Consider the following 14,182-nt stretch of genomic DNA (forward strand, 5'->3'; position numbering starts at 1 on the left):
GATACACATATAAAATGAGTAATAGTTAACGGTTTATTAATACTCTATTTTTCGATTGCCTCAAAATAGTAATAACAATAATTTATATTGTCTTCACAATAAATGGATATTGAAAAATTCAAAGGAGGTGAAAAGATCATGAGAAAACATCTGATTACAGTAACAGCAGTTCTTCTCATGTTAATGTTCTGCCAGAGCGTGGCAGCAGCAGACAACAGCACGGAGGATAATTCAACTACTGTACTGGTTATAGGGTCATCTACAGCCACAAAGAGTTACAATGAAGTTGCATACACTGTAATGAACCTCACAAACAGGGATGCGAAGAGGGTGAATTTCCAGATAAGATCCACCACACAGATAGGTAACATGACAGGCGATGAGATACTGTCACTCATCAACAGTTCCAGTATTATAATTGCTGAATGGGGCACACAGCTCGCCGGTAACGGTTCCTTTGAAGCTGTTATAAGAGCCCATCCATCAATATTAGAAAACAAACTGTTTTTTGCATTTGAAAGCGGACCAACTCTCGTCAAATTGAGCAGAATAAACAATACAGAGGTCTTCACTGGTGTTAACGACAGTGATATTGGAACATACGATAGACCAGGTACTTTAATAGGCGCATGTCACGACGGAGACCTTACATCTCTTATAGCATATAAACAGAAATACCCTGGAAACACAGCACTGCATCAGTGGATAGATTGCGCCCTGTACTATGCAGCAGCGGGCAAAACAAACCTTGAAAATCAGTTCAAACTCGCACTAAAGATGTACTATAACATGCGCGGAATACCATGGAACAGCAGCTGGGAGCCTGCGACTGTTGAACCAGCTTCTCCATTGTCATCAGAATTCCTCTACCGTGATGGTCAGAGGTTTACAAAGGAGGATTACTTCACAAGATATCCTCTGGATCCAGCTAAACCCACAGTGGCTGTCCTGAGCTATGTTGGATCCACAGGGGAGGTCACCTACGCTGATGCGATGCAGCAGATAATCGATGCACTCGTCTCAAGGGGACTCAACGTCATACCAGTTATAGGTACATGGTCAAATTATGTCATCCTCAACCAGACTGGTATGCAGAACATTATCCAGACGCTATGCATGCCAAACCAGACCTACAACATAACTGCCATCAGGGGAATAGGGAACTACACTGACCTCACATCAATCCTTGGTGTTACCAGCGTCTCAAGTGCGAATGTTTATGAGGTTCAGATACTTGATAATGGTAACCTAATAAGGAGTCTCAAGATCAGCACAGTACAGCCGGTGAACGTATATTCAGCCCTAGTAAAGTTTCTCACAGATGCATCAAACGTTGTTCAGTACGAGGCCAACCCTGAAAAATACCCTGTCAAGGCAAACGTTATCATAGATATGCTGACGTTTATAACCGGGTCAACAACATCCGGTGCCAGTGTTACCAAGTTCTTTGATAGATCAAATATCCCTGTTCTGAGGGCAATGATAACCAGTTCTACATACAGAACAATTGGTCAGTGGATTGTCTCAGAGGAGGGATTCAGCTGGATGTCAGTTTACTGGCAGTGTGCACAGCCAGAGATGCAGGGTCAGATAGAACCACTTGCCATAGGTGTGGGTGAGATAGGTTCAGATCCTGAAACAGGTGCACAGTGGGACATAACAGTGACCATTCCAGAGAGGATAGAGAAACTTGTCAGCAGGGCCTTCAACTGGATCAGACTCCAGACCATGGCAAATAGTGACAAAAAGGTGGCAATTGTATACTACAACTACCCGCCGGGTAAGCAGAACATAGGTGCAAGTTACCTTAATGTCCCCGAAAGTATCATTGAGATACTCAAGCGCATGAAGGCAGAGGGCTACAGTGTTGGTGAAATACCGCAGGACGCTGATGCACTGGTTGAGATGATGATCAAAAACGGTATAAATGTTGCCAACTGGGCCCCCGGTGAACTTGAGAAACTTGCAAACAGTTCAAATGCAATACTGTGGCCATACGAGGACTACCTTGCATGGTTCAATACACTTGATCCTGTTGCCCGCAAGGAGATGGTTGAAGGTCCCGTTGGATACATAGAGGAACTCACAAGGGTTGCGGTGCAGTGTATCAATGAAGGAGACTGCAGGGTCAGGGATGAAATGCTCAAGACACTCAACCGCTGGACCCAGGAGATGATCTCAAATGCGAATACACACCCTCAGATCGCAGGAACAGCAATTGATCTTATAAACAAAATGAGCGCTGCCCTGACAGCAGTCATCTGGAACACATCCAACACAACGGCATGGGATCTCTTCTACATCTACAAAAACCAGTTCATGGCCCTCAATGTTTCAGGGATGACTGGCTGGGGTGAACCACCAGGAAACGTCATGGTTGTAACAAGAAATGGAAGGAAGTACGTAGTGATCCCGGGGCTCATGTTTGGAAATGTCTTCATAGGCCCGGAACCACAGAGGGGATGGGAAGCCGACGCTGCAAACCTCTACCACAGCACAATAGTTCCACCACCTCACTGCTACCTTGCATGGTATGCATGGGTAAACACGGTTTTCGGTGCAAATGCGCAGATACACGTTGGAAGACACGCAACCTACGAGTGGACACCAAGGAAACAGTATGCCCTCTCATCCTTTGATTACCCTGATATATGCATAGGAGATACACCATCACTATACATCTACATAATGGATGGTGTTGGAGAGGGTCTGCAAGCCAAGAGAAGAGGACTTGCAGTGATCATAGATCATTTAACACCACCGCTGACAAGAACAAAGCTCTACGGTGACCTTCAGGAACTTGCAGGGCTCGTGTCAAGTTACGAGGCTACACCAACTGGAAACCCCATGAGAGACGAATATGCAAAGCAGATCAGGGAAACCATAATCAAACTTGACCTTGCAAGGGATCTTGGGATTAACGCAACCAACATGACGGACGATGACATAGACAGGGTGCATGACTACCTTCTGAGCATTACCAGTACACTGATGCCCTATGGACTTGACACATTTGGTCTCAACTGGACTGACAGTGAAGTGGCCCTCATGGTATCAGGGATGCTCTCACCAGACAGCGACGTGGACCCATCACTACAGAGACTCATATCTATGATGAATGGATGGAATTTCAGCAACCTCACCTTTGAACAGGCTGAAGCACTTAACAATGCCACTGTAGAGATGATAATGGAACTTTTAAGGGGAACATCGATCGACACACTACTTGAAAACATCACGGATCCATCTCTCAAGGCAACACTCCACTCAAAGCTTGAGCTGGCACTCCAGTATGCATCACTCCTTAAGGACAGTCCTTCCAGTGAAATGGATGCACTTATGGAGGGTCTATCCGGACACTACATAACTCCTGCAAAGGGAGGAGATCCAGTTAAGGCCCCATACGCCCTTCCAACAGGAAGAAACTTCTATGCCCAGGACGACAACACACTACCAACAAAGGTGGCGTGGGATCTTGGTAAGAGGCTCGCAGATATGGCCCTGGCCCAGCTCGATACAATTCCTGAAAAGATGGCTGCGGTGGTCTGGTGCGTTGAGACGGCAAGAGACGACGGTGCAATGGTTTCATTCGTCCTGAGAATGCTGGGTGTGCAGCCAAAGATGGACGATAAGACCTGGCTCGGAGGCGGAAAACTATCCTACATAGTTCCAACAAATTTAACAGAGCTTCTATCAGACCTCAATAATGTGAGAAGCAGCATGGGCCTTTCAAACCTCACATCAAGGCCAAGGATTGATGTCATAGTAACCACCAGTGGCCTCTTCAGGGATCTATTCCCCAACCTTCTGGCCAAAATGGACGTAGCATACAGGGTTGCACTCGGAGCATCATACTCAAAGATCCTTCAAGCTTACCCCGAACTCAAGACACAGCTTGACCTTGCCCTAGATCCACTGCTCACAGGACAGTTCAAACAGGCTAAGACAATGGCAGATCTTCTTAAAATCATAGACAAAAATGATTCACTTAACGTCAATTACATTGCAAAGCACTGGGTAGAGCTGGTACTCGCAGGTTATGACGGTGATACTGCCATAACACGTATATTCGCTCCACCTGTCGGTGACTATGGCGCAGGGGTTAACCATGGTGTTGAAGAGGCATGGACATGGGATAACAGGTCAGAACTTGCCGATGTATACCTCAGAAGGATGAGTCACGCATACTCAAACACGCGCTGGGGAGCATCAATGGAAGGTCTCTTTGAGAATCTCCTGAAGGGTGTAACAGTGGCATACCACAGCAGGAGCACCAACCTTTATGGTGTAATTGACAACGATGACTACTACGACTACTATGGGGGCCTCTCAATGGCAATTGAGAAGGTCAACGGTGGGGTGGCACCTTCACTCAATGTGCTCTACTACGCCAACCCATCAAGGCCTGAAGTTGTCTCACTGCAGGAGTTCATGAGACGTGAAATGAGGACACGCTACTACAACCCTGAATGGATAAAGTCAATGATGAACGAGGGATATAGCGGTGCAAGGACCATCTCAAACAAGTTCGTCGCATACCTCTGGGGATGGCAGGTTACCGCACCACAGCTTGTTGATGACTATGACTGGAATGAGATCACAGACATATACATTAAAGACAAATACAATCTAGGTGTGAACAGATGGCTCTCCACAGGTAACAGGGCATATTCTATGATCAGTATAACAGGGACGCTATTAACAGCAGCACATAAGGGCTTCTGGAAGGCTGATGAGGCCACTCTGAGGCTGGTTGCAAATACATGGGCAAGCACTGTTGCTGAGTACGGTGTGGCATGCTGTGACTGCAGCTGCGGCAACCTTGCAATGATGGAGTGGGCAATGCAGTATGTTAACCCTGATCTACTTGCCAGGGTTAAGTCAAAGATATACGAAGCCACAGGGGCCGCAGCCTTTGCACCATCTGAGAACCCAAACCAGGGTGGAGAATCAGGTTCAACACCCGGAGGGCAGCCTCATGATGGAAGTAGTGGAACCTCAGGAGGATCTGAAGGTGTTTCAGCGGCAAGTCCAGGTACTCAGAGCTCCTCACAGAATGTGGGAGCAGGCTCTGAATCATCACAGGGTGCAGGAAAATCATATGAGGTTACAGCATCTGGTTCCTCCGGTTCATCAGATACTGGAATGCCTGTGTACGCCATATTGGGTGTCATAGCACTGGTTGCCCTGGTTGGAGTGGGCTACTTCATGGGACCTGGAAGGAAATAACCCCTTCCCCAATTATTTTTTCTTTTGAAAAAACTTAAATATCACATTAACTTTAATTTAAATAAAATTTATTTGAATGAATTATTATCTGGATCCGGATCTCAGTAATAAAAAATGTAGTAATAAAAATTGGCGTTTAATTTAGGGAACTGTAATAATTTAATTTATATACTAATTATCACAAAACTTGAAGGTGGAAGGTGTGGATCATGGACATTGCAAATCTACTGTGGCAGGCAGGAATCCTATCGGTTCTCCTGATATTCGGTGTGAAGATTGGACTGGCAATGGGCTTTGCAGGCCTATCAAGGAAGATGGCGGCCCTAATAACCGCAGGTTACGGTCTAGGGATTTATGCCCTTTCAGCACTGGCAAATGCCTACATGAACTCGGTTCAGGGCTTCTTCAACACCTACAGTTCGCTCATAACAATCATAATGGCAGCCATTCTCATATTCGCAGGTGTCCACACTCTCCGTGAGTGGAAAGAACACAGGCGTGACACAGCAAAGACTGCATGTGTGGCTATGGTTGCACCCTGCCCCTGCTGTTTCGGGGCGGTCATCGTCAGCATAATTCTGGTATCACCGATAATAGGAGTATCTGCGGTTACACTTGGCAAGTACTCAGGAATAATCCTTGCAGCATTCATAGGTTTCTTCTATGTATTTGCCAACGGGATCGCAGCCGCCATCAAGAAACCATACCCGGTTCTACTTGGAAACTTCATGCTCTTCGCTGGTCTATACTTCCTGACAGCTGCCATCGTGCTCCCCAACGTGAACAGCGTCATGAGCATGAAGATGACACCCCTCACGGTGCCGGGGATAGACACAATAATATACGTCGTCCTTGGAACCCTCGCGCTGATGGGGCTTGGAATATACCTTAACAAGAGAAAAAGCACATTCATAGAATAGAAAGAGGTGATATGATATGGTTGCAGTACCCGGCAGTGAGATACTGAGCGGTGCACTACACGTTGTCTCCCAGAGCCTCCTCATACCGGTTATAGCAGGTCTACTGTTATTCATGGTATACGCCATAGTGACCCTCGGAGGGCTCATATCAGAGTACTCTGGAAGGATAAGGACTGATGTTAAGGAACTTGAATCGGCAATAAAATCAATTTCAAACCCAGGAACCCCTGAAAAGATAATTGAGGTCGTCGATTCGATGGACATACCACAGAGCCAGAAGGCCGTGCTCACTGATATCGCAGGGACAGCTGAACTCGGACCAAAATCAAGGGAGGCCCTCGCAAGGAAGTTGATAGAGAATGAGGAACTCAGGGCTGCCAAGAGCCTTGAGAAGACAGACATTGTAACCAGACTCGGCCCAACCCTTGGACTGATGGGGACACTCATACCCATGGGTCCAGGACTCGCAGCCCTCGGGGCAGGTGACATCAATACACTGGCCCAGGCCATCATCATAGCCTTCGATACAACAGTTGTGGGACTTGCATCAGGGGGTATAGCATACATCATCTCCAAGGTCAGGAGAAGATGGTATGAGGAGTACCTCTCAAATCTTGAGACAATGGCCGAGGCAGTGCTGGAGGTGATGGATAATGCCACTCAGACGCCGGCGAAGGCTCCTCTCGGATCAAAATGAAGAGGACCCCATGGCTGGAAGCGCCAACCTGGTTGACGCCATGCTGGTACTCTCAGTCGGTTTCCTGATATTCCTGGTACTCTCATGGAACATGCAGAACGTTGTATTTGCAGATATGACTCCCCAGGAGAGACAGGAGACCATGGAGGCCATGAAAAAGGCTGTTGAGGTCCAGAAGGGTCAGGAACTTAACGACACTCCACAGACCACTTCGGGTTCGGGTCAGGGATACGTTGAGATGGGAACAGTCTACCGTGACCCCAAGACAGGTAAACTCATAATGGTCCAGGGATAATGGACCGCCTTTCACTTATTTCCACAGCAAGTACTGCTCTTTTTATTGTAGACCCCTATTTTTTAGATCCCTGCTATTTACATGAAGCTTTAAGTATTCCATACACATAAAATATTCAGAATTGAGCTAGTCAGGAGTTATACCGATGCTTGAGATCATACCTGTTATTGATTTAATGGATGGTATCGCGGTATCCGGCAAATCCGGTGAACGTGAAAAATACAGGCCCCTGGAGTCAGTATATTCACCGTCACCGGATCCAGTTAACATTGCACTATCCCTCAGGGCAGCAGGTGCAAGGTCAATCTACATAGCGGACCTCGATGCCATCGAGGGCACAGGATCAAACCTTGAGGCAGTGAGGAGGGTGAACCATGTCCTCCCCGTGATCCTTGATGCCGGTGTCAGGGATCTCGAAACCTTCCACTTCATGCTTGAATTCGCATCAAGGGTCGTTGTTGCAACGGAGACCCTTGAGAGCACAGAGGAGCTGGAGGAGATCCTCAGGAACTATCCTCCTGAGAGGACCGTTGTCAGCGTGGACGTTAAGGACATGAGGCTCCACTCAAGAAACCTTGAGATTGGACTTGAGGAATTAAGGGACCTCCTGATGGGATATGAAGTAGACATAATCCTCTTGGATATCGGGTCCGTCGGTACATCCTCTGGTTTCAACAGGGAACTCCTTGAACTCTTCAGACCCCTTATCGAGCGTGTAATACCCGGGGGTGGTGTTCTCCCTGAGGAGATACCTGAACTTGAGGCTATGGGTGTCAGGGCGGCTCTTGTTGGAAGGGCACTCCATGAAGGGATGGTGAGGCCCGGGTGAGCTCAGGGGAAGGTTACCTCCTTATCGGTCCGGTAAGCAGGGACCATATAGTGAGAGGGGACTCCCATGAGGTGAAGGCTGGTGGTGCGGTCTACTACTACTCAAGACTCCTGTCCCACCTTGGAGTCCGTCACACAGCCCTTGTGACCATCTCAGAGGATGACTCCGAACTTCTTGAGGAATTCCCGGATAAAACAAGGATTGTGCCTGTATACCATGACCGTACAGTTGAATTTGAAAATATCTACTCCAACGGGGATACTGCAGGAAGGACTCAGAGGTCAAACTTTGCTGAAAACCCCATAGAGGTGGAGGACCTTGAAGGCCTTGCATCACTGGACTGGACTGCAGTGCTCGCAGGACCCCTCCTCCCATCAGACATACCCCTCAGGACCCTGGAATTCCTGGGTGAAAGGTACAGGCTCTACACAGGACTCCAGGGTTACCTCAGGCACCCTCAGGGAAGGAGTGTAATACTGAAACATGCAGGGCACATATGGAGGGTCATGGAGGCAGGGGATGGTGTATTCCTTGATGTGAATGAACTCGGGACAATCTCAGATAACCCTCTGAGGGCTCTGCGTATGCTGGCTGAGCATACCCCTGAGGCGGTGGTAACATGCGGCAGGAGGGGTTCAGTCATCTGCCATGGCGGCTCCAGAACAAGGATAAGGGCTGTGAGGGCTGTGAGAGAACTTGACCCCACGGGCCTGGGGGATACCTACATGGCAGCCTATGTACATGCCAGAAGAATGGTGGGGCCGGAGGCGGCTGGAAGGTTTGCATCCCTAATGGCCACAAGAAAACTTGAGGGTGAAATCTGACTAGATTCCCAGGATGAAGGGCAGGATGATGAAGGGTAAGAGTCCGGCTGCAAAGAATATGCCCACACCTGCAAGGACCTGGTCCCGGTTATCATCCATAACACCATTACATATCAGAATCATGCTCAGGAATCCCATAAGTGCAGGTATTGCATGGGAGTAGATCACAGATCCGGTGAATGTTCCAGCAACCATTTGAATCACTAACACGCTTTTTTTAACTGTGAATTATATGGTGGGGATTCTTAAATACCTTGTGCATACCGGTGCCATGAACTGCTGCAATAGATATTTAACCCTTTATTTTCAAAGATAATAATGATCATTCTGATGGAGGAGATTTATCATGCTGCATGGTACAGAAGTACTCAAGAAGGGATTTGCAAAGATGACCAAGGGCGGCGTTATAATGGACGTTGTCAACGCTGAACAGGCAGCAATTGCAGAGGATTCAGGAGCAGTCGCTGTCATGGCCCTTGAAAAGGTACCTGCTGATATAAGGGCTTCAGGTGGAGTTGCAAGGATGGCTGATCCAAACAAGGTCCAGGAGATAATGGATGCGGTGTCCATACCGGTCATGGCCAAGGTCAGGATAGGACACTTCGTGGAGGCCCAGGTCCTCGAGGCCCTAGGAGTTGACATGATAGATGAGAGTGAGGTCCTGACACCTGCTGATGAGAGGTTCCACATAGACAAGAAGAAATTCACTGTACCATTTGTCTGCGGTGCAAGGAACCTTGGAGAGGCCCTCAGAAGGATAGATGAGGGGGCCGCCATGATAAGGACCAAGGGGGAACCAGGAACAGGCAACATCGTTGAGGCAGTTAGGCACATGAGGATAATGATGAGTGAGATCAGGGAGATCCAGAACAAGGAGGAAGAGGAGCTCTGGGAGGTTTCAAGAAAGATTGAGGCCCCCCTTGAACTTGTCAGGGAAACAGCGAAACTTGGAAAGCTTCCTGTGGTTAACTTTGCAGCCGGGGGGGTTGCAACACCTGCAGATGCGGCCCTCATGATGCAGCTTGGAGCCGACGGTGTCTTTGTTGGTTCAGGTATATTCAAATCAGACAACCCTGAGGGGTATGCCCGAGCCATAGTTGAGGCCACAGCCCACTATGATGACCCTGAGGTTATAGCAGAGGTTTCAAGGGGACTTGGAACAGCAATGAGGGGGCTGGAAATCAGCGAAATCCCTGAAGAGGGCAGAATGCAGGATAGAGGATGGTAAATCCATCCTTTATTATTTTTAATCTTTAAAGGGCCCTGTAGGTGACAGTTACCCTGTATGTTCCGGGGTCTGTATAGGGCGGCACAGTCAGATAATAATTTACAGGGATTTTTATATTAACTGAGCCTCTGTAGGTCCAGAAAGTGTAGTATCTTGTTGTGAAGCTTCTCTTTGGAACATCTATGGGCCCGTAGGGGCCATCATATTTTATGCTGTATTTGAGGTTTAAGAGTGGTATTCTGTTTGAGCTGTTGTTGATACTTATGAGGTCGCCACTGGCCCTTACAGAGACCCTCAGGATCCCGCCGCTTGTTCTTATAGATACATCTGTTATGGAGTAATATGCTCTCTCAAGACCATCGGGGTCCACGGTGCCAAGGTTGAGGGCTGTGGGTGTTACAGAAATCTGGATACCACTCGCAAGGGGTTCTACTGCAGTTGTATTCAGTGAAGTAGTAGTGTTTGTCGTGTTATTCCCTGTGTCCGCAGATACAACTCCAAGTAAAAAAACAGATGCTATTACTGTAATAAACATAACATGTCCCTTCAAATCCCCACCCCAGATCTGATACTTACTTGGGGTTTCCATGTATTTATATGTAATTAAATAGTTCTTTAATTTAAAACCTGAAAAGAAAAATAGGGTGGGATTAAGTAGTTTTTAAAAAATGAAAGCAATGAATTAAAAAATTAAACAGCTTTTTTTCCACTTTCACCGGTTCTTATTCTCACAACCTCATCTACCCCTGATATGAATATTTTTCCGTCCCCTATGTCTCCGGTCTGGGCGCTTTTAACTATTGTTTCAACCACGGTGTCCACGTCCTCATCATTCACCACTATCTCGATCTTTGTCTTGGGGAGGAGGTCTATCCTGTAGTCCCTCCCACGGTAACTTTCTGTTATACCGAGCTGTCTCCCCCGTCCTCTGACCTCTGTCACAGTCATACCGTGGCACCCTGCAGCTTCAAGGGCGTTTTTAACTTCCTCCAGTTTTTCAGGTCTTATTATGGCCACTATTTCCTTCATGAAAATCACCTCAGATCCTGTAGCCTGTCTCCTCATGCAGGTGGGTGTCAAGGCCCTCCATCTCCTCCTTACCGCTCACCCTCAGACCAACGGTGAAGTCCAGGAGTTTGCCGATGATCAGTGTCACCACGAAGGAGTAGGCAGCCACAACTGCCACGGCTATCACCTGTGCTGTCAGCTGTCCAGGGTTTCCGTATATGAGGCCTGTTCCCAGTTCGTTGATGAATGGCGCTGCAAAGAGGCCTGTTGCCACTGAGCCCCATATACCTGACATGCCGTGTATTCCGAAGACGTCCAGGGCATCGTCGTATCCAAGCCTTGGTTTGAGGTATGATACTGCAAGGTATGATATTACGCTCGTGACAAGGCCTATGATGAGGGCTGCAGGTACAGTTACGAAACCTGCTGCAGGTGTTATGGCGACGAGGCCAGCAACTGCACCGGATATTCCGCCGAGTACTGTGGGTTTACCCACCTTGAGGTAGTCCATTATAACCCATGATACCATACCAGCAGCCGCCGCAGTGTTGGTCACCAGGAAGGCTGATGCTGCAAGTCCACCTGCCGTGAGTGCTGAACCGGCGTTGAATCCAAACCAGCCGAACCAGAGCAGTGAAGCACCTATCACTGAGTATCCCAGGTTGTGTGGCAGAAGTCTCGTGTCCTTTCTCTTACCGAGGAGGTAGACGAGTGCGAGTGCTGCAACACCTGAGTTGATGTGAACCACAGTACCGCCTGCGAAGTCCAGGGCACCGAGCTGCGCCAGGAATCCTCCGCCCCATACCCAGTGGGCCACCGGCACGTAGACCAGGCTCACCCAGAGCACAATGAATGCCAGCCAGGCTGAGAACTTCATCCTTTCAACGACGGCACCGGATATGAGTGCAACCGTTATTGCTGCGAATGTTAACTGGAATGCTATGTAGAGGAAGTCTGGTATTGTTGGTGCCAGTGCAGCAGCAGTGTTAACACCGACCCCGTTCATCAGCAGGTTCACTGGACTTCCTATGAACCCCATTATGTCAGCTCCAAAGGCGAACTGATAGCCGTAGAGTACCCATATTATGCTCGTCACTGCGAAGGCTATCAGGGATAGGAACATGGTGTTCAGCACGTTTTCCTTTTTTGTTAAACCCCCGTAGAATAGTGCCACGCCTGGAACCGTCATCAGCATTACCAGGGCTGTTGATACCAGCATCCAGGCAGTGTCACCGGAGTTTAAGACCGCATCCATCAGAGTCATCTCCATATATTGTTCTTAATTATATTTTTTCTCTCCAACAATTTATATCATAGTCGGAAATAGGAAGGTAACTTCCGACAATGAGAGTAAGATGATGCTGATATATAAATCTTTCGGATATAGTTTCAGATAAATGTATGCTGAGTAAAACAAGTTTAGATAATAACCTCAATTACTGAAATATGTTAAATAAAAATAATTGTTTAATTTCCTAGATGGCATCTCTGCCGTGTTCACCTGTCCTTATCCTAACAACATCAATTACATCGGTTACAAAGATTTTTCCATCACCCACATCCCCGGTCCTGGCATTTTCAGATATCGCCTCAACAGTCCTTTCAAGGTCCTCTGAATCAACCACGATCTCAAGCTGAACCTTTGGGAGGAGATCAACACAGTAGTCCATTCCACGGTAGCTCTCCCGGATACCCATCTGCTGACCCCTTCCCTTCACATCTGAAACCGTCATCCCGTGGATTCCCATAAGCTCCAGAGCATCCTTAACATCCTCAAGTTTCTCCCTTCTGATAATTGCTGTGATTTTCCTCATGGTCTTCACCTTAAATATCCTTAACCGGATTTCTTATAAGTACTTCTGTGAACCATGTTTAAATCTGTGTTCATGTCAGTCTGTAACCTGTTTCCTCATGGAGATTTATGTCAAGTCCCTGAATTTCCTCTTCCCTTTCAACACGGAGCCCCTTAAATTTCATCAGCAGCATCGCAAGGATATATGTAACGACGAAGGTGTAGACAGTGACGGTGACAACACCAATCAGCTGACTGACAAGAAGGGATGTGCTTCCAGTTAAAAGACCTCCTGAGGTCAAAGATGGGTTTAGGGCTGGAACTGCAAATAAACCAACTCCAAGGGTTCCTATGATCCCTGAAACACCGTGAATCCCAAATACATCAAGCGCATCATCATATCCAGCAGCTGGCTTCAGCCATGAAACTGCAAGATAACATATAACAGCTGCCACAAGTCCGGTGACAATGGAGGCACCTATATCCACAAAACCTGCTGCAGGTGTTATTGATGCCAGGCCTGCAACTGCTCCAGAAAGAGCGCCAAGAAGTGTTGGTTTTCCGGTTTTAAGTCTATCCATGAGGATCCATCCTATCATACCCGCCGCTGCAGAGGTGTTTGTCACTATCATGGCGTTAGCTGCAAGGGATCCGGCAGAGAGGGCTGAACCGGCGTTGAATCCAAACCAGCCAAACCAGAGAAGACCGGTACCTATAACAGAATATCCAAGGTGATGTGGCATCAGTTTCTGGTCATATCTTGGACCAGTAACAAGGGCAAGGGCAAGGGCGGCTATGCCACTGGTGATGTGCACCACAATTCCCCCTGCGAAATCATGAACACCAAGGTTCTGCAGGAATCCTCCGCCCCATACCCAGTGGGCCACGGGTACATATACGAGTGCAAACCAGAGGGGGATGAACAGTATCCATGACGAGAATTTGATCCTTTCCACCACAGCGCCAGAAATCAGGGCAACTGTTATTGCAGCAAAGGTCATCTGAAAAATTGCAAAGAGTCCTTCGGGGATTGTTGGAGCATATTTTGAAGCAGACCCTAAATTAATAAGGCTGATGCCCACCTGATGGGATCCTATGATCCCTGAAACATCCCCGCCGAATATTAGACCATATCCAAACAGAAACCAGAGCAGACTCACAATGCCAAGGGAAACAAATGATAGAAAGATGGTGTTCAGAACATTCTCACGTTTTGTTAAACCAGAATAGAACATAGCAACCCCTGGCACCGTCATTAGTATCACGAGTGCAGTTGAGATCAACATCCATGCTGTATCACCTGAATTTAGCATCATATCACTCTCCTTTTGGATGTGCCTAACATATCTGCAATCACCAA

Annotated in this window: 13 protein-coding genes; 7 read left to right on the forward strand and 6 right to left on the reverse strand. The window is 47.6% G+C overall.

From position 1 onward, the window contains the following. Positions 1-138 precede the first annotated feature (138 nt). The 6 genes from C7452_RS03495 to C7452_RS03520 all read left to right on the forward strand — a co-directional run bounded on the left by C7452_RS03495 (position 139) and on the right by C7452_RS03520 (position 8,794). On the forward strand, positions 139-5,229 hold the full coding sequence (locus tag C7452_RS03495) for a cobaltochelatase subunit CobN (protein WP_115892226.1): 5,091 nt from the start codon (positions 139-141) through the stop codon (positions 5,227-5,229). Positions 5,230-5,438: 209 nt separating this feature from the next. Then, the gene (locus tag C7452_RS03500; protein WP_052261160.1) at positions 5,439-6,149 is read left to right on the forward strand and encodes a DUF2162 domain-containing protein; all 711 of its coding nucleotides are present in this window, start codon (positions 5,439-5,441) and stop codon (positions 6,147-6,149) included. A 16-nt stretch (positions 6,150-6,165) separates the two neighbouring features. Further along, the gene (locus C7452_RS03505) at positions 6,166-6,846 is read left to right on the forward strand and encodes a MotA/TolQ/ExbB proton channel family protein (RefSeq protein ID WP_010876309.1); all 681 of its coding nucleotides are present in this window, start codon (positions 6,166-6,168) and stop codon (positions 6,844-6,846) included. Further along, positions 6,803-7,141, forward strand: coding sequence for a DUF2149 domain-containing protein (locus C7452_RS03510; RefSeq protein ID WP_048060878.1), 339 nt, complete (start codon positions 6,803-6,805; stop codon positions 7,139-7,141). The genes C7452_RS03505 and C7452_RS03510 overlap by 44 nt, the downstream gene beginning before the upstream one ends. A gap of 145 nt (positions 7,142-7,286) precedes the next feature. After that, positions 7,287-7,970 carry a HisA/HisF family protein gene (locus C7452_RS03515; RefSeq protein ID WP_010876307.1) on the forward strand — a complete coding sequence of 228 codons (684 nt, stop codon included), beginning with the start codon at positions 7,287-7,289 and terminating at the stop codon, positions 7,968-7,970. After that, positions 7,967-8,794, forward strand: coding sequence for a PfkB family carbohydrate kinase (locus C7452_RS03520; RefSeq protein WP_115892227.1), 828 nt, complete (start codon positions 7,967-7,969; stop codon positions 8,792-8,794). Before C7452_RS03515 ends, C7452_RS03520 begins: the two co-directional genes overlap by 4 nt. Here C7452_RS03520 and C7452_RS03525 read toward each other — a convergent pair whose 3' ends face one another. Continuing rightward, a complete protein-coding gene (locus C7452_RS03525; RefSeq protein ID WP_048060877.1) occupies positions 8,795-8,989 on the reverse strand; it encodes a hypothetical protein in 195 nt (64 codons plus the stop codon). A 151-nt stretch (positions 8,990-9,140) separates the two neighbouring features. On the opposite strand from C7452_RS03525, the gene pdxS reads away from it, so the two are divergent. Next, positions 9,141-10,022 carry a pyridoxal 5'-phosphate synthase lyase subunit PdxS gene (gene pdxS / locus C7452_RS03530; RefSeq protein WP_010876304.1) on the forward strand — a complete coding sequence of 294 codons (882 nt, stop codon included), beginning with the start codon at positions 9,141-9,143 and terminating at the stop codon, positions 10,020-10,022. Positions 10,023-10,047: 25 nt separating this feature from the next. On the opposite strand, the gene C7452_RS03535 is transcribed toward pdxS, so the two are convergent. The 5 genes from C7452_RS03535 to C7452_RS03555 form a co-directional block, all read right to left on the reverse strand. Next, positions 10,048-10,572, reverse strand: coding sequence for a hypothetical protein (locus C7452_RS03535; RefSeq protein WP_048175433.1), 525 nt, complete (start codon positions 10,570-10,572; stop codon positions 10,048-10,050). Positions 10,573-10,712: 140 nt separating this feature from the next. Further along, the gene (locus tag C7452_RS03540) at positions 10,713-11,051 is read right to left on the reverse strand and encodes a P-II family nitrogen regulator (RefSeq protein WP_048060875.1); all 339 of its coding nucleotides are present in this window, start codon (positions 11,049-11,051) and stop codon (positions 10,713-10,715) included. 10 nt (positions 11,052-11,061) lie between these two features. Further along, on the reverse strand, positions 11,062-12,285 hold the full coding sequence (locus C7452_RS03545; protein WP_048060874.1) for an ammonium transporter: 1,224 nt from the start codon (positions 12,283-12,285) through the stop codon (positions 11,062-11,064). Positions 12,286-12,505: 220 nt separating this feature from the next. Continuing rightward, a complete protein-coding gene (locus C7452_RS03550) occupies positions 12,506-12,844 on the reverse strand; it encodes a P-II family nitrogen regulator (RefSeq protein WP_048060873.1) in 339 nt (112 codons plus the stop codon). Positions 12,845-12,914: 70 nt separating this feature from the next. Continuing rightward, on the reverse strand, positions 12,915-14,138 hold the full coding sequence (locus tag C7452_RS03555) for an ammonium transporter (protein ID WP_010876299.1): 1,224 nt from the start codon (positions 14,136-14,138) through the stop codon (positions 12,915-12,917). Positions 14,139-14,182 lie beyond the last annotated feature (44 nt).

It is taken from the genome of Methanothermobacter defluvii, from assembly GCF_003385755.1.
In the GTDB taxonomy this organism is placed as follows: Archaea; Methanobacteriota; Methanobacteria; order Methanobacteriales; family Methanothermobacteraceae; genus Methanothermobacter; species Methanothermobacter thermautotrophicus.